This is a genomic window from Streptomyces sp. NPDC051677 (assembly GCF_044453465.1).
Classification (GTDB): Bacteria; Actinomycetota; Actinomycetes; order Streptomycetales; family Streptomycetaceae; genus Streptomyces.
The window spans coordinates 12,747-36,446 of sequence record NZ_JBITCT010000053.1; the positions used below are offsets into that span (position 1 = coordinate 12,747).

21 protein-coding genes and 1 pseudogene are annotated in these 23,700 nt (G+C 73.1%); 11 read left to right on the plus strand and 11 right to left on the minus strand.

Features of this window, described 5'->3' with window-relative positions:
- Nucleotides 1-169 precede the first annotated feature (169 nt).
- Nucleotides 170-950: pseudogene (locus ACIBAF_RS40665) on the plus strand (polyprenol monophosphomannose synthase); the annotation flags it as partial.
- Nucleotides 951-1,523: 573 nt separating this feature from the next.
- Nucleotides 1,524-2,063: an FxsA family membrane protein gene (gene fxsA / locus ACIBAF_RS40670; protein ID WP_399470322.1), complete on the plus strand. Its 540-nt coding sequence runs from the start codon at nucleotides 1,524-1,526 to the stop codon at nucleotides 2,061-2,063.
- Between the two features lie 140 nt (nucleotides 2,064-2,203).
- Here the strand turns inward: fxsA and ACIBAF_RS40675 are convergent, their stop codons facing one another.
- From ACIBAF_RS40675 to ACIBAF_RS40690, 4 genes are all read right to left on the minus strand, one after another.
- Nucleotides 2,204-2,578 carry an RNA polymerase-binding protein RbpA gene (locus tag ACIBAF_RS40675; RefSeq protein ID WP_020128921.1) on the minus strand — a complete coding sequence of 125 codons (375 nt, stop codon included), beginning with the start codon at nucleotides 2,576-2,578 and terminating at the stop codon, nucleotides 2,204-2,206.
- A 278-nt stretch (nucleotides 2,579-2,856) separates the two neighbouring features.
- Nucleotides 2,857-4,206 carry an MFS transporter gene (locus ACIBAF_RS40680; protein WP_399470324.1) on the minus strand — a complete coding sequence of 450 codons (1,350 nt, stop codon included), beginning with the start codon at nucleotides 4,204-4,206 and terminating at the stop codon, nucleotides 2,857-2,859.
- 53 nt (nucleotides 4,207-4,259) lie between these two features.
- A complete protein-coding gene (locus tag ACIBAF_RS40685) occupies nucleotides 4,260-5,027 on the minus strand; it encodes a glycerophosphodiester phosphodiesterase (RefSeq protein ID WP_399470326.1) in 768 nt (255 codons plus the stop codon).
- A complete protein-coding gene (locus ACIBAF_RS40690; RefSeq protein ID WP_399470328.1) occupies nucleotides 5,024-5,677 on the minus strand; it encodes a YitT family protein in 654 nt (217 codons plus the stop codon). The genes ACIBAF_RS40685 and ACIBAF_RS40690 overlap by 4 nt, the downstream gene beginning before the upstream one ends.
- A gap of 99 nt (nucleotides 5,678-5,776) precedes the next feature.
- Here ACIBAF_RS40690 and ACIBAF_RS40695 point away from each other — a divergent pair, with 99 nt between their 5' ends.
- Nucleotides 5,777-7,276, plus strand: coding sequence for a PLP-dependent aminotransferase family protein (locus ACIBAF_RS40695; protein ID WP_399470330.1), 1,500 nt, complete (start codon nucleotides 5,777-5,779; stop codon nucleotides 7,274-7,276).
- Nucleotides 7,277-7,886: 610 nt separating this feature from the next.
- Here ACIBAF_RS40695 and ACIBAF_RS40700 read toward each other — a convergent pair.
- Both ACIBAF_RS40700 and ACIBAF_RS40705 read right to left on the minus strand, forming a co-directional pair.
- Nucleotides 7,887-9,449, minus strand: a complete 1,563-nt coding sequence (locus ACIBAF_RS40700; protein WP_399470332.1) for a hypothetical protein — start codon at nucleotides 9,447-9,449, stop codon at nucleotides 7,887-7,889.
- Nucleotides 9,450-9,489: 40 nt separating this feature from the next.
- The gene (locus tag ACIBAF_RS40705) at nucleotides 9,490-9,684 is read right to left on the minus strand and encodes a hypothetical protein (RefSeq protein WP_327313745.1); all 195 of its coding nucleotides are present in this window, start codon (nucleotides 9,682-9,684) and stop codon (nucleotides 9,490-9,492) included.
- Nucleotides 9,685-9,947: 263 nt separating this feature from the next.
- Here ACIBAF_RS40705 and ACIBAF_RS40710 point away from each other — a divergent pair, with 263 nt between their 5' ends.
- The 5 genes from ACIBAF_RS40710 to ACIBAF_RS40730 all read left to right on the plus strand — a co-directional run bounded on the left by ACIBAF_RS40710 (nucleotide 9,948) and on the right by ACIBAF_RS40730 (nucleotide 15,617).
- Nucleotides 9,948-10,340 (plus strand): ankyrin repeat domain-containing protein, encoded by a 393-nt coding sequence (locus ACIBAF_RS40710; RefSeq protein WP_399470334.1) that lies wholly within the window; start codon nucleotides 9,948-9,950, stop codon nucleotides 10,338-10,340.
- Between the two features lie 324 nt (nucleotides 10,341-10,664).
- The gene (locus tag ACIBAF_RS40715; RefSeq protein ID WP_399470336.1) at nucleotides 10,665-12,086 is read left to right on the plus strand and encodes a HEAT repeat domain-containing protein; all 1,422 of its coding nucleotides are present in this window, start codon (nucleotides 10,665-10,667) and stop codon (nucleotides 12,084-12,086) included.
- 218 nt (nucleotides 12,087-12,304) lie between these two features.
- The gene (locus ACIBAF_RS40720) at nucleotides 12,305-13,432 is read left to right on the plus strand and encodes a glycosyltransferase family 4 protein (protein ID WP_399470338.1); all 1,128 of its coding nucleotides are present in this window, start codon (nucleotides 12,305-12,307) and stop codon (nucleotides 13,430-13,432) included.
- Entirely contained in the window at nucleotides 13,429-14,700 is a 1,272-nt protein-coding gene (locus ACIBAF_RS40725; RefSeq protein ID WP_399470340.1) for a glycosyltransferase, read from the plus strand. Before ACIBAF_RS40720 ends, ACIBAF_RS40725 begins: the two co-directional genes overlap by 4 nt.
- Nucleotides 14,697-15,617 carry an SGNH/GDSL hydrolase family protein gene (locus ACIBAF_RS40730; protein ID WP_399470342.1) on the plus strand — a complete coding sequence of 307 codons (921 nt, stop codon included), beginning with the start codon at nucleotides 14,697-14,699 and terminating at the stop codon, nucleotides 15,615-15,617. The genes ACIBAF_RS40725 and ACIBAF_RS40730 overlap by 4 nt, the downstream gene beginning before the upstream one ends.
- A gap of 30 nt (nucleotides 15,618-15,647) precedes the next feature.
- Here the strand turns inward: ACIBAF_RS40730 and ACIBAF_RS40735 are convergent, their stop codons facing one another.
- From ACIBAF_RS40735 to ACIBAF_RS40755, 5 genes are read right to left on the minus strand one after another with little or no spacing between them, the layout of a single operon-like run.
- Nucleotides 15,648-16,517 carry a biotin-dependent carboxyltransferase family protein gene (locus ACIBAF_RS40735; protein ID WP_399470344.1) on the minus strand — a complete coding sequence of 290 codons (870 nt, stop codon included), beginning with the start codon at nucleotides 16,515-16,517 and terminating at the stop codon, nucleotides 15,648-15,650.
- Complete coding sequence (locus ACIBAF_RS40740; protein ID WP_399470399.1) at nucleotides 16,514-17,212, minus strand: allophanate hydrolase subunit 1; 699 nt, start codon at nucleotides 17,210-17,212, stop codon at nucleotides 16,514-16,516. The genes ACIBAF_RS40735 and ACIBAF_RS40740 overlap by 4 nt, the downstream gene beginning before the upstream one ends.
- Before the next feature lie 2 nt (nucleotides 17,213-17,214).
- Complete coding sequence (locus ACIBAF_RS40745; RefSeq protein ID WP_399470346.1) at nucleotides 17,215-17,982, minus strand: LamB/YcsF family protein; 768 nt, start codon at nucleotides 17,980-17,982, stop codon at nucleotides 17,215-17,217.
- A gap of 19 nt (nucleotides 17,983-18,001) precedes the next feature.
- Nucleotides 18,002-18,838, minus strand: coding sequence for a putative hydro-lyase (locus tag ACIBAF_RS40750; RefSeq protein ID WP_399470401.1), 837 nt, complete (start codon nucleotides 18,836-18,838; stop codon nucleotides 18,002-18,004).
- Between the two features lie 14 nt (nucleotides 18,839-18,852).
- Nucleotides 18,853-20,154, minus strand: coding sequence for an MFS transporter (locus ACIBAF_RS40755; protein ID WP_399470348.1), 1,302 nt, complete (start codon nucleotides 20,152-20,154; stop codon nucleotides 18,853-18,855).
- Between the two features lie 134 nt (nucleotides 20,155-20,288).
- Between ACIBAF_RS40755 and ACIBAF_RS40760 the strand changes: the two genes are divergently transcribed.
- The 3 genes from ACIBAF_RS40760 (at nucleotide 20,289) to ACIBAF_RS40770 (ending at nucleotide 23,628) form a co-directional block, all read left to right on the plus strand.
- Entirely contained in the window at nucleotides 20,289-20,990 is a 702-nt protein-coding gene (locus ACIBAF_RS40760) for a GntR family transcriptional regulator (RefSeq protein ID WP_399470350.1), read from the plus strand.
- Between the two features lie 129 nt (nucleotides 20,991-21,119).
- On the plus strand, nucleotides 21,120-22,649 hold the full coding sequence (locus ACIBAF_RS40765; RefSeq protein WP_399470352.1) for a hypothetical protein: 1,530 nt from the start codon (nucleotides 21,120-21,122) through the stop codon (nucleotides 22,647-22,649).
- A gap of 100 nt (nucleotides 22,650-22,749) precedes the next feature.
- Nucleotides 22,750-23,628: a hypothetical protein gene (locus tag ACIBAF_RS40770; protein ID WP_399470354.1), complete on the plus strand. Its 879-nt coding sequence runs from the start codon at nucleotides 22,750-22,752 to the stop codon at nucleotides 23,626-23,628.
- Nucleotides 23,629-23,700: the final 72 nt, after the last annotated feature.

A 23,700-nucleotide genomic window follows, 5' to 3' on the forward strand; every position in this document is an offset into this window, starting at 1 on the left:
GCAGCGGGCTTGCACGCACCCGTGCGGGGCAGGTGCGTACATACGAGCTCAAAAGCACGTACATACCCGGCTCTCGCCTGTTCGACACCAGGAGTCGGTCGTCCTGTCATGTCAGCGCAGGCGAGGGCCACTATGGTGGTCCCCTGCGTACGGACACGAAGGGGCAGCAGTGAACGACGGCGACGGGACCCTCGCGGCACAGGACCGAGGGAGGCAGTTCGGCCCGCTCGGCACCGCCTTGGTGATCATTCCGACCTACAACGAGGCGGAGAACATCAAGAGCATCGTCGGCCGGGTCCGCGAGGCTGTCCCCGAGGCCCACGTCCTCGTGGCCGACGACAACAGCCCCGACGGCACCGGCAAGCTCGCCGACGAACTGGCCGTCGGGGACGACCACGTGCAGGTGTTGCACCGCAAGGGCAAGGAAGGCCTCGGCGCCGCCTACCTCGCGGGCTTCCGCTGGGGCCTGGAGCACGGCTACGGCGTGCTGATCGAGATGGACGCCGACGGCTCGCACCAGCCGGAGGAGCTGCCTCGTCTGCTCACCGCGCTCAAGGGCGCCGACCTGGTCCTGGGCTCCCGCTGGGTGCCGGGCGGCCGGGTGGTGAACTGGCCCAAGTCCCGCGAGGTCATCTCCCGCGGCGGCAGCCTCTACTCCCGCCTCGCCCTCGACCTCCCCCTGCGCGACATCACCGGCGGCTACCGCGCCTTCCGCCGCGAGACCCTGGAGGGCCTCGGCCTCGACGAGGTCGCCTCCCAGGGCTACTGCTTCCAGGTCGACCTGGCCCGCCGCGCGGTCAAGGCCGGCTTCCACGTCGTCGAAGTCCCCATCACCTTCGTCGAGCGCGAGCTCGGTGACTCCAAGATGAGCCGCGACATCCTCGTGGAGGCGCTCTGGCGGGTCACGGCGTGGGGCGTGGGGGAGCGGGTCGGCAAGATCACCGGCCGTTCCGCCGACCAGCCGTCCACCAAGCCCCTCAGCGCCACCGACCCCCACAAGGCCGCGGAGCCCGGCAAGGGTGCGGAGCCCGGCAAGGGTGTGGAGGCTGGCAAGGCCGCGGAGCCCGGCGAGGGTGCGGAGTCTGGTGAGGCTGCGGAGCCCGACAAGGGTGTGGAGGCCCCCAAGGGTGCGGAGCCCGGCGAGGCCGCGGAGGCTGGCAAGGCCGCGGAGCCCGGCGAGGGTGCGGAGTCTGGTGAGGCTGCGGAGCCCGACAAGGGTGTGGAGGCCCCCAAGGGTGCGGAGCCCGGCGAGGCCGCGGAGGCTGGCAAGGCCGCGGAGCCCGGCGAGGGTGCGGAGTCTGGTGAGGCTGCGGAGCCCGACAAGGGTGTGGAGGCCCCCAAGGGTGCGGAACCCGGCGAGGCCGCGGAGCCCGGCAAGGGTGTGGAGGCCGCCAAGGGTGCGGAGCCTGGCGAGGCTGCGGAGGTCGGCAAGCGTGCGGAGGCCGGCAAGCGTGCGGAGCCTCACAGCGGCGGCTGAACGTCCGCTTATGCCGCTCTGAGGCGCGTCCGGGCACACTGGGAGCATGACGACTGGCGCTCCGATCCCGACGTACCCCGCTTCCGCATCAGCATCCGCCCCCACCCGTCCCCGCCGCTCCCGTCTGCGGACGTTCCTGCCGCTGGGGCTCGCCGCATGGCTGGTGCTGGAGATCTGGCTGCTGACCGTGGTGGCGGGCGCGGCCGGCGGATTCACGGTCTTCCTGCTGCTGCTCGCCGGGTTCCTGCTCGGCTCGGTGGTCATCAAGCGGGCGGGCCGACGAGCCTTCCAGAACCTGAACGAGGCGCTCCAGCGCGGCACTGCACCCACCCGGGGCGGCGGCAACGGTCTGATGATGCTCGGCGGCCTCCTGCTGATGATCCCGGGCCTGGCCTCAGACGCGCTCGGCCTGCTCCTGCTGCTCCCGCCGGTCCAGAAGGCCGTGGGCGCCTACGCGGAGCGCACGGTTGACCGCAAACTCCGCGAGGCCGGCTCGGGCAGCCTGGGCGACGCCTTCCAGCAGGCTCGCATCCACCGCCCGGACGGCAAGGTGATCCAGGGCGAGGTCATCACGGACGAGCAGTAACGCCAGCCAGCCTGTCTCCGGCGTCCGAGGGCGCCGGAGACACCGCATGCCGGAGCGCAGCACAATGACCGCGGGCGCCGTACGCATATCTCGCGTACGGCGCCCGCGGTCATTGGCGCGCGTTTCTTGCCGGCCTCCCGCTATGCGGACTTGCGGCTGTCCCGGGGATGCACCGCAAGGTTCATCGCCCCGGACCGCAGAACGGCCAGCCGCTCCTCGAGGACCTCTTCCAGTTCCTCGCGGGTCCGCCGCTCCATCAGCATGTCCCAGTGCGTACGCGCGGGCTTGGCCTTCTTCTCCTCAGGGCCGTCGCCGTCCACGAGGAGTGCAGGGGCTCCACAGACCTTGCACTCCCACTCCGGCGGAATCTCCGCCTCGACCGAGAAGGGCATCTCAAAGCGGTGCCCCTTCTCGCATGCGTACTCCACGGCCTGGCGCGGGGCCAGGTCGATGCCGCGGTCCGTCTCGTAGCTGGTCACCACGAGGCGCGTGCCGCGAAGAGCTCGCTCACTCATGAATCGTGCCTCCCGGGCTTGTCGCCCACAGGACAGGTGTCGCTGTCGTCGTCATCCGGTCAACGTCCGGTCGGCGGTAAAGATTCCCGTTCCGTGTCCCGTTCCGGGTCGTGTGTCGCCGTCGTAGCCGCAGCCTTGTCAACCAGTGCAGTACCCACCGGCGCCCGGTTTGTCACATCTGAAAGGAGATGTCACCCAGCGTTTCGGCATCTTTGACGCGCAGTAACGGTACGCCTGGCAGGCCAAACGCGTACACTACCGCCCTTTCGCCTTGAGCGCTAAATCCGCTCGGGTGCCGGGTTCCCCGCGTTGTCGATCGCCTGCCGCACCGGCACCCGCGCGAGCAGGAGAAACCCGATGACGAAGAAGGCCACCAGCGAGACGATCGCGTCCCGGTAACTACCGGTCAGCTGGTACGTAAAGCCGAACAACAGTGGCCCCAGCCAGCTCATCCCCCGATCACTCATCTCGTAAGCGGAGAAGTACTCGGCTTCCTTGCCCGGCGGGACGAGATGGGAGAAGAGGGAGCGGGACAAGGCCTGACTGCCGCCGAGGACCAGTCCGATGGCGGACGCCAGCAGGAAGAAGCCCACCGGCGCCCCGGCCGGCAGGAAGTACCCGGCGCCCAGGGTGAGCGTCCACGCCACGAGCGAGCCGAGGATCGTGCGCTTGGCGCCGTACGTCCGGGCCAGGCGCCCCATCCCCAGCGCGCCCGCCACGGCCAGCACCTGCACCAGCAGGACGGCGCCGATCAGCGTGGACTGGCTGAGGCCGAGCTCCTCGGAGCCGTAGACCGACGCCTGGGAGATCACGGTCTGGATGCCGTCGTTGTAGACGAGGTACGCGAGGAGGAAGGCGAGGGTCAGCGGGTGACGGCGCATGTCGCGGACCGTCGCCGTCAGCTGCCGCAGCCCCGGAGCGCTCGCCTCCGCCCGTGCGGCGGTCGGCCGGTCGCGCAGCCGCAGCAGCGGAACGAGGGTGAAGCCGCCCCACCACAGGCCGGCGGAGGCCAGGCAGATGCGGACGGCCATCGACTCGGAGACGCCGAAGGAGTCGTGGGCGAGGTACAGCACCAGGTTGACGACCAGGACCAGTGAGCCCGCGGCGTACCCGAAGGCCCAGCCCCTGGAGGAGACCGCGTCGCGTTCCTCGGGCGGGGCGATCTGCGGGAGGTAGGAGTTGTACAGCATCATCGCCACGGACTGGGCGGCGTTCGCCACGATCAGCAGCACACCGCCCAGCAGGTAGCGGTCGCCGCCGAGGAAGAACATGCCGGTCGTGGCCGCGGCGCCGACGTAGGCGGCGGCGCCCAGCAGCGGCTTCTTGCGGCCGGAGCGGTCGGCGGCCGCGCCCACCAGGGGCATCACCAGGACGGCCACGATCACCGACAGGGACACCGAGTACGCGAAGAAGGAGCCCGCGCGGACCGGGACGCCCAGGGGGTGCACATATCCGCCGGAGTCCGCCGCCTCCTTGGCGACCGACGTCAGGTACGGGCCGAGGAACACGGTGAGCACGCTCGTCGAGTAGACCGAGCAGGCCCAGTCGTAGAAGTACCAGCCGCGCTGTTCGCGCCGTCGCTCGGCGGCCTCGTCGAAGGCCGCCGCCCGCACGGTGTCGGTGCCCACCCGTGCCCTCGCTTCCCGCTGCCGGAACCGCGCGCGGGCGGTGGCCCAAGGGGTCAGGCCCAGACGCCCCGGTCCTCCATGACCTTGCGCAACGTGTCGATGTGATCGGTCATGATGCCATCGACTCCCAGGTCCAGGAGCCGGTGCATCCGATCCGCGTCGTTGATCGTCCACACGTGCACCTGCAGCCCGCGCGCGTGGGCGGCGCGCAGGAAGCGGGGGTCCACGACCTGGATGCCCGACTGGGTCTCGGGCACCTGGGCGGCTATCGCCGAACGGCGCAGCGCCGCGGGCACGCCCCAGGACCGCAGCCGCAGGTTGAGCACGCCCCGGGTGCCGTACGACGTCGCCAGGCGCGGCCCCGCCAGCCGCTGGGCGCGCACCACGCGGGCCTCCGAGAACGAGCCGACGCAGACGCGGTCCCACGCGTCGGTGCGTGCGATCAGATTGAGCAGAGGGTGCAGCGCGGGCTCGTCCTTGAGGTCGACGTTCCAGCGCGCCTCGGGGAAGGTCTCCAACAGCTCCTCGAAGAGCGCCACCGGCTCCTTGCCTCCCACGCGCGCGCGGCGCACATCCGACCACGGGAGATCCGCGATGCGACCGGCGCCGTCGGTCACCCGGTCCAGCGTCGCGTCGTGGAAGGCGACGAGCTTGCCGTCCCGGGTGGCGTGCACATCGGTCTCGAGGTAGCGGTAGCCGGTCTCGATCGCGCGTCGGAACTGCGCCACGGTGTTCTCCAGACCGTCCGCGGCCCCGCCGCGATGCGCGAACGGGATGGGCCCCGGATGGTCGAGGTAGGGGTGGCTTATGAGCGTGGTCACGGACGCAGTATCGCTCCCCGGGGTGTCCCGGTGGCAACGACCGTGCTGCCGTCGGATGCCGTGGGAACGGCGAACACCCGCAGGAACAGCTGCGCGAGCGGGCCGATCGACACCGCGTAGAGCAGCGTGCCGACGCCGATGGTGCCGCCGAGGGCGAACCCGGTGACCACGACCGCGGCCTCCACCGCCGTCCGCATCAGCCGGATCGAGCGCCCGGTACGCCGGTGCAGCCCCGTCATCAGCCCGTCGCGCGGACCGGGGCCGAAGTCGGCGGCGATGTACAGGCCGGTGGCCGCGCCGTTGAGCACGATGCCCGCGACCAGCAGCGGAACGCGCACGGTCAGCGGGTGCGCCTCGGGGACCAGCGCCAGGGCGCCGTCCATCGCGAGGCCGACGACGAAGACGTTGGAGACCGTGCCGAGGCCCGGGCGCTGGCGCAGCGGGACCCACAGCAACAGCACCCCCGCGCCCACGAAGATCGACACGACGCCGATCGTCAGGCCGGTGAGCTCGGCCAGCCCCTGGTGGAGCACGTTCCAGGGCTCCAGGCCGAGGCCCGCCTCCACGAGCAGGGCCGAGCTGGCGCCGTACAGCGCGAGGCCGGCGTACAGCTGCACCAGCCGTCGTGTGAGATGTCCCCGCGTCGCCAAGAGGTGCCCCCTGTGGTCGTAGTGGCCTGACTCGTGACACTCTGTGGCTTGGAAGCGAACGTCATCCATGGCCAATTCGGGGAAGGTGGACTGATCACCATGGCGCAGTGGACCTCGGCGGTGGGGGCCGCACAGCTCGCGCGGCTGCTCAAGTCCCAGCAGGACCGCCCCGCGGGCCCGGGTGCGCGCCGCCCGCCCGCCTATCGCGCGCTCGCCGACGGCGTCCGGCTGCTGGTGCTGGAAGGCCGCGTCCCGGTCGCCGCCCGGCTGCCCGCCGAACGGGAACTGGCCCTGGCCCTGTCCGTGAGCCGTACGACCGTCGCCGCCGCCTACGAGGCGCTGCGCGCGGAGGGGTTCCTGGAGTCCCGGCGCGGCGCGGGCAGCTGGACGGCCGTCCCGGCGGGCAACCCTGTCCCTGCGCGCGGCCTGGAGCCCCTGCCGCCCGAGACCCTCGGTTCCATGATCGACCTGGGCTGCGCGGCCCTGCCCGCGCCCGAGCCCTGGCTCACCCGCGCCGTGCAGGGCGCGTTGGAGGAGCTGCCGCCGTACGCCCACACGCACGGCGACTATCCGGCGGGCCTGCCCGCGCTGCGCGCGATGATCGCCGAGCGGTACACCGCGCGCGGGATACCGACGATGCCCGAGCAGATCATGGTCACCACCGGGGCTATGGGGGCCATCGACGCCATCTGTCATCTGTTCGGCGGGCGCGGCGAGCGCATCGCCGTCGAGTCGCCCTCCTACGCCAACATCCTTCAGCTGATGCGGGAGGCGGGCGCGCGGCTGGTGCCCGTCGCGATGGCGGAGGGGCTCGCCGGGTGGGACATGGACCGCTGGCGCCAGGTCCTGCGCGAGGCCGCGCCGCGCATCGCGTACGTCGTCGCCGACTTCCACAACCCGACCGGCGCGCTCGCCGACGAGGACCAGCGGCGTCGGCTCGTGGAGGCGGCCCGTTCCGCCGGGACCGTCCTGGTCGCGGACGAGACGATGAGCGAACTGTGGCTCGACGACGATGTCGAGATGCCGCGGCCCGTGTGCGGGTTCGACCCCGCCGGGTCGACGGTGATCACGGTCGGGTCGGCGAGCAAGGCCTTCTGGGCCGGGATGCGCATCGGCTGGGTGCGCGCGGCTCCGGACGTCATCCGCAGCCTGGTCGCGGCGCGCGCCTACGCCGACCTGGGCACCCCCGTGCTGGAGCAGCTGGCGGTGAACTGGCTGTTCAGCACCGGCGGCTGGGCGCAGGCCGTCGAGCTGCGCCGCGCCCAGGCCCGGGTGAACCGGGACGACCTGGTCGCGGCGGTGCGGCGGGAGCTGCCGGAGTGGGAGTTCGCCGTGCCCAAGGGCGGGCTGACTCTGTGGGTGCGGGCCGGCGGGCTCTCCGGGTCGCGGCTCGCCGAGGCGGGGGAGCGGGTGGGCCTGCGGGTGCCGTCCGGACCCCGGTTCGGGGTCGACGGCGCCTTCGAGGGGTACGTGCGGCTGCCGTTCACCGTGGGCGGCGCGGTCGCGGAGGAAGCGGCCACACGGCTGGCCGCCGCCGCACGCATCGTGGAGAGCGGGGGGACAGCGGGCGGCGAGGGGCCACGCACGTTCGTCGCGTAGTCGGTGGGCGGGCGTCGGGGCGCTCGACCGCCCTCGGCGATCACGGCGTCCGCCGGCACGGGGAGTGTGGGTCGGCGGTCAGTGCGTTCGATAGCGGAGAGCAGCAGACGCGGCGGGCGGCGAGGGGCCACGCACGTTCGTCGCGTAGTCGGTGGGCGGGCGTCGGGGCGCTCGACCGCCCTCGGCGATCACGGCGTCCGCCGGCACGGGGAGTGTGGGTCGGCGGTCAGTGCGTTCGATAGCGGAGAGCAGCAGACGCGGCGGGCGGCGAGGGGCCACGCACGTTCGTCGTGCAGTCGGGGGCGAGGCTGCGGTCGCTGCGCTCGGTGTCCCTTCCGCAATGGCGGCGTCGGTGTCCGTCGGGGCGGGAAGTGTGGGTGCGTTCGATGTCGGAGGGCAGCGCGCGCAGCGGGGGGCGAGGATGCGGTCGCCTGCCTTTGGCGTCTCGTCCGCGACGGCGACTTCGGCGAGCACGGCTCGCGTCGGTGTCGGCCGCGCGGTCGGCGGTCGTCGTGTTCGATGGCGGAGAGCGGAGAGCGGAGAGCGGGGTGCGGGGTGCGGGGTGCGGCGGGCGGGTGTGGTGCCCGCCCGCGGGGTGCCGGCTGGTGCTCTACTCCGCGACCACGGCCTCGACCGGTACCGGCGGGGACTGCGTGTCGGCCGGCGTGGAGCGCGGCGGGAGCAGATCCAGCACCGCCCTGCGGTGGGCGTCGCTCGTCGCGTCGTCGTACGGATCCGGAGTGGCCGGCACCTGCAGCCGGTGCACCGGGCCCGACCCCAGCCGGGCGTATCCGCGCCCCGGCGGGACCTGGTCGACGGGTGTGGTGTGCGGAGGTGCGCCGAGCACCGTCTCCAGCTGCCCTCTCGACGCCGGCCCCAGCACGACACGCGCGCGTGTGTGCTGCCGTACGGCGTCGCTCAGGGAGTCCAGGGCGTCGAACTGCTCGGCCATGACCACCGTGACGGCGGCCGCGCGGCCGTGCCGGAGGGGGACCTGAAGGAGGGACTGCGGGTCCTTGCAGCCGTCCGCCTCGGCGAGGTGGGTGAAGGCGGTGGGGCGGTCCAGGACGATCCACAGGGGTCGCTTGGTGTCGTCCGGCGGGGCGTGGCCCGACTGCCGGGCGTGGTTGGCGGCGATGAGCCGGCGCTCCGTCTCGCCCGCCGCCCACTCCAGTGCGGCCAGCGCTCCGGTCAGTCCGACCTCGATGCCCAGCACCCCGTCCCGCCCGGCCAGGCAGGCGTACTCGCCGGTGCCGCCGCCCTCGACGATCAGGACGTCGCCGTACTGCAGGGCCTGCAGGGCGAGGGAGCGCAGGAGCGTCGACGTACCGCTGCCGGGTTGGCCGACCGCCAGCAGGTGCGGCTCGGTCGAGCGGATGCCGGTGCGCCAGACGACCGGCGGGACGTCGCGCCGATCCTCGCCGAAGGCGAGCGGGAGCGTGCGCTGCACCCGGGAGGGGTCGGTGAAGCCCAGGACCGTCTCGCCGGGCGCGGTGACGAAGCGCTGGGCGGAGATGTCGGTGGGGAGGGGGGTGAGGACGCTGACCGTGAGTTCGTTGCCTTCCTCGTCCCAGACGAAGAGGTACTCGCGGCCGCGGCCGGACTTCGCGGCCAGGAGCTGTTCGATCCGCGCGCGGGAGGCGGCCTCGCCGTCCGGGAAGTAGGCCGGATAGCGGATCACGAGGTGGGTGACGCGGTCCGCGTCGTCGAACTCCTGGGTGGGGAAGACCTTCTCCCAGTCGCCGCCGTGGGCGTACAGGGGAGAAGGGTCTTCGGCCGTCGAGAAGTACGGGACCAGGGCCTCGTACAGGACCTGGAGTCGCTGGATCTGCGATTCGTCAGGGCCTTCGGGAGCCGGTGGGGTGCGGTCCCTGCCCTGCCAGGCCGCTGCCGCCATCAGGGTGACTACGGCGAGCAGCGGGCCGTACGGCACGAGCGCCACGATCAGGATCACCGAGGCCGCCAGGAACAGCAGCGGCCCGCGCTTGTCCTTGGGGGTCTCGGCCCACCTGCGCCGCCCGGCCGAGGCCAGCCGGCGCAGTCCGCGGGTGATCGTGATCAGCGGATGGAGGACATCGGTGGCGCCGTCGGCCGCCGTCCGGGCCAGCTCCCGGCTCCGGGCGATCTGCGCGCTGCCTGTGCTCAGGATGCGGGGAAGGGGGCGCCGGGCCACTGCTGTCTCCTGTAGGTGCGTACGGACGGGACGTGCGGCGTCAGAACTTGATGCCGCCGAGGAGGCTGGCCAGGCTCTCGCCGCCGGCCTTGATGCTCGGGGCGATGGCCGTGCTGGCCATGTAGAACCCGAACAGGGCCGAGACACAGGCGTGCGACGCCTTGAGCCCGTCCTTGCGGAAGAAGAGGAAGACGATGATGCCGAGCAGGACCACGCCTGACATGGACAGGATCATTTGGTTCTCCTGGTTCGCGGGGGACAGTCACCATGAGTACTTCCAGGCTCACAGGATGTATCCATACGATAAAAGGTGCAACTGGGTGAAATCCGGCAGATTTCCCCCGCGTGGCGGTAGCTGTGGTGGGCTGCCTGAGCAGGGAGATTGCGTCGAACGGGGCTGCCCGTGATCTTTGCCGCCGACGGGACCGGCCATGTGTCCGACGAGCCAGTACGCTGGCGATTCACCTGAACGGTTGTAGCGAGAGGCGGTCCGGTTCGATGACTGAAGCCCCCGACCCCGAGGTCGTGGAGCTGGCGACCAAGATCTTCGATCTGGCCCGCCAGGGGCAGACCGAGGAGCTCGTGGCGTACGTCGACGCGGGCGTCCCGGCCAACCTGACCAACGACCGCGGCGACTCGCTCATGATGCTCGCCGCGTACCACGGCCACGCCGAGGCGGTCCGGGCCCTGCTGGCCCGCGGCGCCGAGGCCGACCGGATCAACGACCGGGGCCAGACCCCGCTCGCCGGGGCCGTCTTCAAGGGTGAGACGGACGTCATCCGGGCCCTGCTGGAAGCCGGCGCCGACCCCTCCCAGGGCACGCCCTCGGCCGTCGACACGGCCCGCATGTTCGGCAAGACCGACCTGCTGGAGCTGTTCGGCGCACACTGAGGCCGAACCTCCTGAGCGGGTCAACAGAAGTTCCTGACCAGGTAAATCAACGACCACGGGGGAGGCGGTACAAGGCCGCCGGAAATTTCGGTCGCGGCAGGTAGAACAGCCGGGTCATCATGACGTCGTGATTCACGGACGCGATGGCTGGGCAGGTGTTGCCGCACCGCGCGGGCCGTGACGCGGTCCGCATGGGCCACCTACGAGAGGCAGAGGAAAATGGTCTACAGCAAGCAGGAAACGGCGGGCGCCCCGACGTGTTGTCACGCGGCCAGGTAGTGCACGTCCCCGGTTGCGTCGACGCTTGATGTGAGGCTGTTTCCCATGTTCGATCCGGTCATAGCGCCCAGCGGTACGCTGCTCGGCCTGCTCCAGAGGGGCCGCGGCGACGGCACGCTGCACGCGCTCACCGCCCCGCGGGCCGAGGCGCTCGCGGCGCTGAACCACTGTGTGCTGCGGGATCCCCGCCACGACTGGCAGGTGGAGAACCGCTCCCTCTACTACGCCCGACTCTTCCTCGACCTCAACGGCGAGCTGGACGAGATCGAGGCCCACCTCTTCGACGTCGAGGACGTCTTCGACACCGAGGAGTCACGCACGGGCCTGGCCCTGGCCGTCCTCGGCCACCTGGCCTCCTACGGCCGGCGGGACGCCCTCGCACTGCTGCGCAGGTACGCCGCCACGGGCGCCAACTGGGCCTGGGCGCTGGACGAACTCGCCCTGCGGGACGACGACGCCGGACTGCGCTCCCTGGCCGCACCCGTGCTTGCGCGGTTCGCCACCGACGCCGAGGGCGAGGCCGAACTGGCCGCCGCCGTACGTGACGCCTTCGAGCCACGGCCCTGGCGGCTGTGGGCCGAGGATCCCCGCGACCACATCTCCACGCGCGTGCGTGCCGCTCATGAGGCCGGCTGTTTCGACCGCTGGCAACGTCAGATGAGCCCCGGCGGACCCCGCCCCGGCTGGAGCGTGGAGGCCGTGTTCGAGTGGGCCCAACAGGGCGTCGAACGCGGAGCCGCCCTCCATGTCCCCGCCGCCCGCTGCCTCTCCGCCGTGGCCGGGCCCGAGGACCGACCCGAGATCGTGCAGGCGGCCAAGGACGGCGCCGAGGGAGCCCGGTGCACCGCCCTGCGCTACCTGGCCGACTGCAATGATCCCGACGCCCCCGTCCTGATCGAACAGGCAGTCGCCACCGGCTCGACGGCCGTCGTGGAGGCCGCCGTCGACGCCTTCGAACGGATGCGCAGCGTCGCCGCCGTGGACCGGGCCCGCGGCTGGGTCCACCGGCCAGACGCCCTGGGCGCCGCCGCCGGCCGCATGCTCGCCTGCAGAGGCGGCGCCCAGGACAGCGACCTCGTCCTCGGCGCCCTGCGCGAGGCCGTACGCGGCGAGGGCTGCGACGCGCCGAGCCTGTGGACCCTCGTCGACGGCGCCGGACGGCTCGGCATCGTCTGCGCGGCACCGGTTTTGCGCCATATCTATCGCGAGACGGCCTCGTCCCATCTGCGCGGCCGCTGCGCCCGCGCACTCGCCGCCACTGACCCCTCCTACGCCGCCGGCTTCGCCGTCGAGTGCCTCTGGGACTGCGAGGAGGGCACCCGCGAGATCGCCGCCCGGCACGCCGAGACCGGTGACGCCCGGGTCGTGGAACGCCTGCGCCGGCTCGCCGCCGACCCGGCCGAGGAGGCGGAGGTCCAGACCGCCGTACGGAGCCGGATCGGACCCGACGCCGCCTCCGCCATGTGAACCCCGGGGACAGGCCGCCGCCCGAGGGGAGCCTGGCGGCGGCCCGCCCCACGGGTGAACACCCGGTGGCCAGTGGGGCGGACGAGCATGGACACCGTCCGACCTGCGTGGGACGCACCCGGCGAGTACCGGCTGCGCAGCGCAACGCTCATAGGACGTTTGTGTTTCGGAAAGATCCACTTTGACGCGGCCACGTCCAGGGCGGCGACAACACGGGTATGCGTGTCGTCATCGTGACCGAATCCTTTCCCCCCGACGTGAACGGCGTGGCCCATTGCGCCTTCCAGACCGCCCGACACCTCGTCGATCGCGGTCACGCCCCCGTCGTCGTCGCCCCGGCCACCGCCGCCGGGACCGGGCCGGACGCCGAAGCGCCCTGCCCCGTCGTCCGAATCCCCTCCCTTCCGCTCCCCGGCTACCCCCAGGTCCGCGTCGCCCTCCCCAGCCGACGCGTCGCCGCCGCCATCGCCGAACACCGTGCCGAGATGGTCCACCTGGCCAGCCCCTTCATCCTCGGCGTCCGCGGCATGGCCGCCGCCGCCCGGCTCGGCATCCCCGCCGTCGCCGTCTACCAGACCGACCTGGGCGGGTACGCCCGCACCTACATGGGCGCCGGCGAGGCCGCGGCCTGGCGCCGGATACGGTCCGTCCACGCCGCCGCCGACCTCACCCTCGCCCCCTCCAGCGCGGCCCTGCACGACCTGGACACGCACGGTGTGCCCCGGGTGAAGCTGTGGCCGCGCGGCGTGGACACCGCGCGCTTCCGCCCCGACCACCGCGACGAGGCACTACGGCGAACACTCGCCCCGAACGGCGAGCTGATCGTCGGCTACGTCGGACGGCTCGCCCCCGAGAAGCAGGTCGAGCTCCTGGCCGGCGCCTGCGGGCTGCCCGGCGTCCGCGTCGTCGTGGTGGGCGACGGGCCCAGCCGGCCCGGCCTGGAGGAAGCCCTGCCGGGCGCGGTCTTCCTGGGCAAGCGCACCGGCGACGAACTCGCCCGAATCTTCGCCTCACTGGACGTCTTCGTGCACACGGGCCCCTTCGAGACGTTCTGCCAGACCGTGCAGGAAGCCATGGCCAGCGGCGTCCCCGTGATCGCGCCCGCCGCCGGCGGCCCCCTGGACCTGGTCGCTCACGGGCGCACCGGCCTGCTCGTCCCGCCGCGCGACGCGGCCGCGGTGCGCGACGCGGTGGCCTCGCTGGCTGCCGACCGCGCACAGCGGTTCTCCTACGGCGCCGCCGGCCGGGCCACGGTCGAGGGGCGCACCTGGGCCGCCGTCGGGGACCGGCTCATCGGCCACTACCAGGACGTGCTCGCCGCACGCCGACTGGTGGTGGCGGCATGAGCCCCGAGGTGAACGACCTGGGCCGCGCCCCCGGCACCTGCCCCGGGCCGCTGCGGATCGTGCGCCTCGCCAACTTCGTGGCCCCCGCCTCGGGCGGGCTGCGCACGGCGCTGCGCGAGCTCGGCAAGGGCTATCGCGCGGCCGGCCACGAGTCGGTCCTGATCGTGCCCGGCGAGCGGGTGAGCGACCGGGAGACCGAGCAGGGCCGGGTGATCACCCTGCCCGGGCCGCTGCTGCCCGGCACCGGCGGCTACCGCGTCCTCACCGACAGACGGCGGGTCGCCCGCCTGCTGGAAGAACTCGCCCCCGACCGCCTGGAGGTCTCCGACCGCACAACCCTGCGCTGGACCGGCAAGTGGGCGCGCCGGGCCCGCGTGCCCGCGGTGATGGTCTCCCACGAGACCGCCGACGGCGTCCTGCGCACCTGGGGCGTGCCCGAACGGGCAGCCGGGCGCGTCGCCGACGCCCTCAACCTCCGTACGGCGCACACGTACGCGCGCGTGGTGTGCACCACGGAGTTCGCCGAGCGCGAGTTCGTACGGATCGGGGCGCGGAACGTGGTGCGGGCGCCGTTGGGCGTCGACCTCGTCGAACGGCGCCCCGCCCTGCGGGACACCGGGCTGCGGGCCGTCCACGCGCGCGCGGACGAGACCCTGCTGGTGATGTGCACCCGCCTCTCCGTGGAGAAGCGGCCCGGTACCGCGCTGGACGCCTTGGAGGCGTTGCTGCGGCGCGGTGTTCGGGCGGTGCTGGTCGTCGCGGGCGACGGACCGCTGCGGCCGCGGCTGGAGCAGCGGGCCCGGGAGCGCGGCCTGCCCGTGACCTTCCTGGGGCACGTCTCCGACCGCGGCGCCCTGGGCGCCCTCCAGGCCTCCGCCGACGTGTGCCTGGCGCCGGGGCCCGCGGAGACGTTCGGGCTCGCCGCCCTGGAGGCGATGGCGTGCGGGACGCCCGTCGTCGCGAGCGCCTCCTCGGCGCTCCCCGAGGTGATCGGGGCCGCCGGGGCCACCGCGGCCGACCGTGGGGAGGCCTTCGCGGAGGCTGTCGAGCGCCTGCTCGAGCGCCCTCTGACGGCCCGCAGGGAGGCGGCACGCGCGCGTGCGGAGTGCTTCGGCTGGGGGACTGCTGTCGAAGCGTTTCTCGCCGCGCACGACGCGACGCTGCCCGCCCGGGGCGCCGCCTACGACCCGCCGACGCCGGCTCCTGCTCCGCCAACGGCACCGGCTGCCGCACCTGTCCGTCCGTTCGTGCCCGGAGGCCTCGGATGAGACGCGTGCGCTTCGTCGCCCTCGGGGACTCGCTCACCGAGGGCGTCGGGGACCCCGTGGGCGACGGGTGGCGCGGCTGGGCCGCGCTGCTCGCCGACGGGCTCGCCGGGGAGGCCGAAGGGGTCGAGAGGTCGGCCGAAGGGGCCGAAGCGGCGGCAGAGGGGGCCGAGGGGCCTGCGGCGGCCGTGGAGTTCACCAACCTCGCGGTCAGCGGGGCGCAGACACGGGACGTGCTGGAACGGCAGCTCCCGGCCGGGCTGGAGCTGCGGCCCGACCTCGTCTCCGTCGTCGTCGGCGTCAACGACACCCTGCGCTGCACCTTCGACATCCATGCCGTGGCCGCCCGGCTCGACACGGTGTACGGCGCCTTCGCCGAGCAGGGCGCCGTCCTGCTCACCGCGTGCCTGCCCGACCCGGGCGGGGCCCTCGGACTGCCCGGGGCCCTGGCCCGGCCGCTGGCCCGCAGGCAGCGCGCCGTCAACACCGTGGTCCACGCCCTCTCCGAGCGGTACGGCGCGGTCCATCTGCACGCCTCGGAGGGCGCCTGGCTCACCGACCGGGCCATGTGGAGCGCGGACCGGCTCCACCCCGGCGAACGGGGGCACCGTCAACTGGCTGTGCGCTTCCACGCGTTGCTGGCGGAGGCGGGCCACGCCGACGGGCCCGCGCCCTCGCCCGAGCCCGAGTTCCCGGCGCCCACGACGTCGGCGAGCCTGTGGTGGCTGGCGACCGCGGGAACCGGCTGGGTGGCCCGGCGGTGCACCGACCTGCTCCCGCAACTGCTCACCCTGGCGGCCGACGAGATGCGTCACCGCGCGCGGGGCACGAGCGCCCGGCTCGACCTGCGGGCCTCCGCGGCCGTGTCCGCCGCGCTCGCCGCCCTGTCGGTGGCGGAACGGCAGCCGGACGCCGCCTGAGACGCCCCGGGCGTCACCGTCGGCGTACCGTCACCGTCGCCGTACGGCCACGAAGCGGACCGGTGTTCCCGGTGTCGCCTGGGCGGCGGCCGGGAGGTCGGCCGCGCGGACCACCCCGATCACCGGATAGCCCCCGGTGGTCGGGTGGTCGGCCAGGAAGACCACCGGCCGGCCCGCGGGCGGAACCTGTACGGCGCCCAGGACCATCCCCTCGCTCGCGAGTTCCCCGCTCTGGGCCCGCTCCAGGGCGGGTCCCTCGGTGCGCAGCCCGATGCGGTTGCTCGCCGAGGACACGCGGAACGTCCGCGAGGTGAAGGCGCGGACCGCGTCGGCGGTGAACCAGTCGTCTCGTGGGCCGAGCGTCACCCGCAGAACGAGCTCGGCCGGGGGCGCCGGCTGCGGGGCGACGTCCACGCGCGCGTGCGGGGCGAGTTCATGCCCCAGGGGGAGGACGGCGCCGTCCGTGAGCGGGTCGGGGCCCAGGCCCGAGAGCAGGTCCGTGGAGCGGCTGCCGAGGACCGGCTCGACGGCGATGCCGCCGGCCACGGCCACATAGCCGCGTACCCCAGAGGTCGCCGGTCCGACGTCCAGCACCGCACCGGCGGGCACGCCTACGGCCGCGCCCCAGGCGACCGGCCGGCCGTCCACAGTGACCCGGCACGGCGCGCCCCCGACCGCCACGGTCACGTCGGAACGCGGCCTGAGGGCACAGCCGTTGAGGGTGGTCTCCAGAACAGCCGCGTCGGGCGCGTTGCCCACCAGCCGGTTGACGAGGGCCGCCGCGGGCAGGTCCAGCGCCCCGGAACGGGGGACGCCCAGATGCGCGTGTCCGGGACGGCCCCGGTCCTGCACGGTGGTGAGCGCCCCGGCGCGGACGACACAGAGTGCGCGGTCGCTCATACCGCTCCCACCGGCCCCACCGCTCCCACCGGCCCCACCGCTCCCACCGGCCCCACCGCTCCCACCGGCCGCGCCTGGTCCCCCTGCTCCGCGGGGACGAAGCGTACGCGCGTGCCCGGCGCGAGCAGCGCGGCCGGTACGCGCGCGTGGTCCCACAACACCGCCTCCGTGGTGCCGATGAGCTGCCAGCCACCCGGCGACGAGCGCGGATACACGCCCGTGTACGGCCCCGCCAGCGCCACCGACCCCGCCGGCACGGCCGTGCGCGGGGTGGCCCGGCGCGGGACGTCGTAGCGCGCGGGCAGGCCGGTGAGATAGCCGAAGCCGGGCGCGAACCCGCAGAAGGCGACCCGGAACTCGGCCGCCGCGTGGATGCGGGCCGCCTCCCGCTCCGAGACACCCCAGTGGGCGGCGACCTCGGCCAGGTCCGGGCCGTCGTAACGCGTCGGGATCTCCACCACCGCCTGCTCCCGTGGCGGCGCGGGCGGTACGTCGGCGGCGGCCAGCTCGGCTGCCAGCCGACCGGGGTCGGTCAGGCCGTCCAGGAGGACGGTGCGGGCCGCCGGGACGATCTCGCGCGCACCGAGCAGGCCCGCCGCGCGTCGACGCAGCAGCTCCGCGTGCAGGGCCTCTGCCTGCGCACCCGAGGCCACCTCGACCAGGAGGGCGTCGTCGCCGACGGACAGGACGCGCAGACTCATGCGAAGGCCTCCACCCGCACGCCCGACTCCTCGAGCCGACGCCGTACCCGGCGGGCCAGCTCCACCGCGCCGGGCGTGTCGCCGTGCAGGCACAGGGAACGCGCGCGTACGTCGATGGCGGTCCCCGCGTGGGAGGTGACCCGGCCGAGGCGGGCGAGGCTCACCGACCGTTCCACGACAGCGTCCGGATCGACGACCACGGCGCCGGCCTGCCCTCGCGGGACGAGCGTGCCCGCCTCGGTGTACGCGCGGTCCGCGAAGGCCTCCGGGACGGTCGGCAGCCCTGCCTTGCGGGCCAGCTCCAGCAGACGCGAGCCGGGCAGGCCGAGCACGGGCAGCGCGGCGTCGGCGAGGAGCACCCCGTCGACCACCGCGCCGGCCTGCTCCTCGTCGTGCACGACCCGGTTGTAGAGCGCGCCGTGCGGCTTGACGTACGCCACGCGCGCGCCCGCCGCCCGGGCGAACACCTCCAGGGCGCCGATCTGGTACGCCACCTCGGCGGCCAGTTCGGCACTCGGCACATCCATGGCGCGCCGCCCGAATCCGGCCAGGTCCCGGTAGGAGACCTGTGCACCGATCGTCACGCCCCGCTCGGCCGCCAGCTCGCACACCCGCCGCATGGTGGCCGCGTCCCCGGCGTGGAAGCCGCAGGCCACGTTGGCGCTGCTGACGACGGACAGCAACTGCTCGTCGTCGGTCAGCTGCCAGCGGCCGAAGCCCTCGCCGAGGTCGGCGTTCAGATCGATCGCGGTCGTCGCGGTCATGGTTTTCCGTGTCTCCTTCTCAGGCCACGCGGTACTGCTCGTCGCGGGCGTCGGTGAGGAACATCTGTCCCGGGGCGTGGGTGAGGGCGAACGGCGGGCGCGAGGCCGTCACCGCGGCCTGCGGGGTCACTCCGCAGGCCCAGAACACCGGGATGTCGTCCGGCGCTGCCTCCACCGGGTCGCCGAAGTCGGGCCGGCCGAGGTCCTCGATGCCCAGTCCCGCCGGATCGCCGCAGTGTACGGGGCTGCCGTGGACCGCCGGGAGCAGACTGCTCTCCCGGATCGCCGCCGCGAGATGCTGCGGCGGCACCGGCCGCATGGACACCACCATCGGTCCGTGCAGCCGCCCCGCGGACCGACACTGACGGTTCGTCACGTACATCGGGACGTTGCGCCCCTGCTCGACGTGGCGGATCGGTACGCCCGCCCCGGACAGCGCCCACTCGAAGGTGAAGCTGCAGCCGATCAGGAACGACACCAGGTCGTCACGCCAGTAGGCGCGCACGTCCGTCGGCTCGTCCACCAGCTCCCCGTCCGCCCACACCCGGTAGCGCGGCAGATCGGTGCGCAGGTCCGCACCCTCGGCCAGCACCGTCGTCCAGGAACCGGCGTCCGTGACGTCCAGGACGGGACAGGGCTTCGGGTTGCGCTGGCAGAACAGCAGCATGTCGTACGCCCAGTCCGCGGGCACCGAGATCAGATTGACCTGGGTGTGGCCCGCCGCGACCCCTGCCGTGGGGCCGGTCAGGCCCGCCCGGAACCGGGCCCGGGCGGTTTCGGGGCGCCACGCGTGCGCGTGCTCGTCGACGCGGGTGACGGGACGGTCTTCGGTACGGGGCGGTCGGCGGTCCTGCATGAGGATCGGACGGTTCACTCCAGTTCCTTCCCGCGCGTCTCCGGCAGCCCCAGCAGCGCCAGGGCGGCGATGGCGTAACCGATCGCGCCGAAGACCAGCGCACCGCCCACACCCCAGCTGTCGGCCAGGAAGCCGACCGTGGTGGGGAAGACGGCGCCCACGGCGCGGCCGGTGTTGTACGTGAAGCCCTGTCCCGTGCCGCGCAGTGCGGTCGGATACAGCTCGCTCAGGAACGATCCGAAGCCGCTGAAGATCGCCGACATGCAGAACCCGAGCGGGAAGCCCAGCACGAGGAGCAGGGTGTCCGCGCCGCTCGGGATGTTGGCGTACGCCAGGATGCACACCGCCGACAGCAGGGCGAACAGCCAGATGTTGCGGCGCCGGCCGAGCCGGTCGGTGAGGTAGCCGCCGGTCAGATAGCCGAGGAAGGCGCCCGAGATCAGGAAGGTCAGATAGCCGCCGGTGCCGACCACCGACAGGCCGCGCTCCGACTTCAGGTACGTCGGCACCCAGGTCGCCAGGGTGTAGTAGCCGCCCTGCACACCGGTGGAGAGCAGGCCCGCGAAGAGCGTCGTCCGCAGCAGCAGGCCCTTGAAGATCGCCGGGAACGAGCCCTTTCGCGCGCTCTGCTCGCGGGCGGCCGCGGCCTGCGGCGCGTCCTGCACCCGGCGCCGCATCCACACGACGAGCAGCGCGGGCAGGGCGCCCGTCCAGAACATCACGCGCCAGGCCATGTCGTCGCCGAAGAAGGAGAAGACCAGCGTGTACGCGAGGACCGCGAGGCCCCAGCCGACGGCCCACGAGCTCTGGATCGCGCCGAGGGTGCGGCCCCGGTGCTTCGCGCTCGCGTACTCGGCGACCAGGACCGCGCCGACCGCCCACTCGCCGCCGAAGCCGAGACCCTGCAGGGAGCGGAAGAGCAGCAGCGTCTCGTAGGTGGGCGCGAAGCCGCAGGCGACGGTGAAGACCGCGTAGGTGATCACCGTGATCATCAGGGCCCGGACCCGGCCGATCCGGTCGGCCAGGACGCCCGCCACGGCCCCGCCGATCGCGGAGGCGACCAGGGTGACGGTGGTGAACAGGCCGGTCTGGCCGCTGTCCAGACCGAAGTACGCCGCCAACGCGACCATGCTCAGCGGCAGCGTGAAGTAGTCGTAGGAGTCGAGGGCGTAGCCGCCGAACGCGCCGGCGAAGGCGCGTCGGCCGCGCGGGCCGAGGGCGCGCAGCCAGGCCAGTGCGCCGTCGTCATGGGTGTGTTCGGTCGTCGTGGCGCGTGCGTCGGTGATCGGGGCGTGTGGTGGAGGGGTCGTGCTCATGGGCACCTCGCTGAGGGATGACGGAGGGTGCGGGGAGTGAGCCGTGCCGTGCCTGAAAGGAAGGTAGAGGATCGTTGAACGATCCTTCAATACCCGCGTTGTTTCGTTCTCGTGTATGCGGTTGAATTCCGGGCATGGCAGAGCAGCTGGCGGGACTGGCCGACGACCGCGCCCTCCTGGGCCGCACGAGCACGGCCGAACGGGTTTCGGACATCCTCAGGAGCCGTATCGCCGAGGGCTATTTCCCGCCCGGGACGCGATTGTCGGAGGACAGCATCGGCGGGGCGCTCGGGGTCTCCCGCAACACGCTGCGCGAGGCGTTCCGGCTGCTCACCCATGAGCGTCTGCTCGTCCACGAGTTGAACCGGGGCGTGTTCGTCCGGGTCGTGACCGTCGAGGACGTCGAGGACATCTACCGCACGCGCATGCTCGTCGAATGCGCCGTGGTGCGCGGGCTGGGGGAGCTGCCGTACGCGCTGGACGGCCTCCGGGCGAGCGTCACGGAGGGGCAGGCGGCAGCTCTCGAGAATGACTGGAAAGGACTGGGTACCGCCAACTTCCACTTCCACCGGGAGCTCGTGGCCCTGGCCGGAAGCGCCCGCACCGACGAGCTGATGCGCAGCGTCTTCGCCGAGCTGCGCCTCGCCTTCCACTTCGTCGGCGAGCCGCGCCGGCTGCACGAGCCGTACCTCCAGCGCAACCGCCAGATCCTGCAGGCCCTGGAGGCCGGCGACCGGGCAGAGGCCGAGCAACTGCTCGCGGTCTACCTCGATGATTCGTTGGCAAGGGTGGTCGAGGTATACCGACGAAGGGTGGGGGAGGACAGCGCTTCTTAGGGGCGTGCGGAGCTGCGCGACAGGCCCTCACCGGCCCGCAGACGACACACAACCCGTCGCCCGCCCGACCGCCGGAGGTGATCCGCGTCGTTTGGATCGATGTCAGACCGAGGACCTAGTCTGTGCACCGTGACTTCGCCTGCTTCGACGGACCGTGTTCCGCCCCAGCTCAGCGCGGGGCCGCGCCCCGCGCTGGGTCCGGCCGCCGACGAGGGGCTGGCGCGCCGCCTGCGCGCGCTCGCCTGCACCGCGCCGATCCACGACCTCGACGCGCGCAAGGCCAATCTCGCGGGTGAGTACTCGGTGTACGGCATGGCGGAGATCGCCCTCGCCGCCATCGACCTGGTCACACTCAACATGGACTTCGACACCGGCGCCGACCACGACCAGATTGTGGCCCGTCTCCTGCCGCGCATCGCCGCCCAGGCCCCGCGGAGGCCCGTCGCCGAGCACGAGCGGGTGGCCCGCTGGGTCCTGGAGAACCTGATCAACGTCGGCAGCGTCGACCGCGGCTTCCGGGCCGCCTACGGCACGTTCGCGCCGGACGGCACGTATGTGCGCCGCGACTACGACTTCAAGCTGATCGAGGAGGTCCCCGGCTACGGCGGCGCGGTCTACCTCCGCACCACCGACGAAGCGGTCAACGTCCTCGTCGGCGCCCTCGACACCGACGTCACCAGCGCGCAGATCGCCGCCGAGGTCAAGCTCGAGGTGCTGATCCGCCGCGGCCGCCTCGCCGACGCCCAGCTGGCCGCCGAGCAGGCCCGCTACCGCACCGTGCAGTACTCGGAGACGCTGCGCCGCGCCCTGGAGGCCACCCGGCGCAACGTGCGCGCGGTGGACTGGCTCAACTCCGTGCCCGACATGATCGCCGAGGCCCTCGACCACGTCGCCGACCGCTACCGCCACGAGAACGCGATCCTCACCAACATCCGCAAGGCCCGCGACGAGATCGAGGACGCGGAGAACAAGCGGCGGGCCGCCGAACTCGTCGACATCGTCAAGGACTGCATCCGTCGGCACACACAGCTGCAGGCCCGGCTGCTGGAGGCCGGCCCGCTGTTCCGCGCCGAGCAGGACCGGCAGGCCTTCGCCACCCCCATGACCTCGGCGGGGATAGACCTGTACGGACATCTCGTGGCGCCCGTGCTGCCGCTGCCGCTGGAGCAGGCGGTCCGCGTCACCGACGCGTTCTTCGCACGCGGGACCGGACTGCGTACGCCGGCGTCCGTGCGGGTGGGCGACCTCGTCGACCTGCTGCTGACCCCGCCGGTGGAACGGGAGCACCTGGGGGCGGAGATGCCGGAGCCGGACCTCATCGCGACGCCGGACGACAGCCGGTTCAGCGAGGAGCAGCTGGCGATCGCCAAGGAGTTGCTCGACCTGCCGGCGGACGCGCCGCGCCGGCTGTCCGGGCTGCTGGCGCAGGCACGGCGCACCGGTGACCTCGATCTGCCGTACCTGGTGGCACTGCTGGCGGTGCACGCCGCCAGCCCGGCCGTGGGCACGGCCTACCGCCAGGGCGAGGAGAAACTGCTGTTCGCCGTGGACGACGGGACGGAACTGGACGACCCGGAGTTCGGCGGGGCCGACCTCATCGTCGGCACCGCCCTGCTGGACGCCGCGGGGATGGCGGCGGACCGCACGGAGGCGGCATGAGCCGGCCTGGGAGCCGAGCCGGGAACAGAGCCGGGAGCCGAGCCGGGAACAGGGCCGGCAACCGTATGAACGAGCACGACGACACCGAGGAGCCGAAGCCGTGACCGAGCACGTCGAGTGGAGCGACACGGAGGCCCCCGCCCCCGCGGCGAACGCCTCCGTCACCCCCGCCGACGCCGCCGACGCGGCGCGGCTCGTCGCCTTCGGGCTGCAGCCCAAGCTGCAGCCCGCGCGGGACCAGGAGTACGCGGAGCTGCTGCGGCGCTACCGGGAGGACCCGGCGTTCGCCCGGCTCGCCGACGCCGTCGCCGCCGGGCTCGGCCTGATCGTGCTGGAGGTGTCCCCGCGCGCGGGGATGGCCGTGACCGCCGCCGAGGACTCGGTGTTCGCCGTGCGGATGGGGGACTACGCGCGTCGTACGTCCGCCGACGGCGGCGACCGCTTCCTGCACGGCCTCGCGCATCTCGCCGTCGCCGCGATGGCGTTCCCGCGGCCCGAGGACCTCGCCGACGACGGCTACATCGGACGGGTCAGCGTCAACGGAGTCGACGCCTTCGTCCGCCAGGCCTGTCGGCGCCTGGAGGAGCGGGCGGAGGAGCAGGGCGAGAACACCGACCCCGCGACCGACGCGCCCGGCCTGGAGTCGGCCTGGCGGATCTGGGCGCGACGCAGTTCCACCGGCGCCACCAAGGACGCGCGCAGACTCGCCGGCTCGACGACCGGCATCGTCGGCAAGGCCGTCGGGTTCCTCACCGACTCCGGGTTCCTCCAGCGGACCGGCGACGACAACGGCGGCACCTACCGGACCACCGCGCGCTACCAGCTCCAGGTACGCGACATGGCAGGCGGCGCCGCCATGGCCGAGCTGCTGGAGCTGGGCGTCGTCCCGGTCACCGACGGCACGCCGACGCTGCTGCCCCCCGAGGAGACCGACGACCTGGACCTGGTGGCCGACGCCGGACTCCCGTTCCATTCCTGAGGCTCCTGAGGCTTCTGAAGCCCGAACCGCCGCCCACCCCCTGATCTGCTGATCTGCCGAAGACTTACGAGA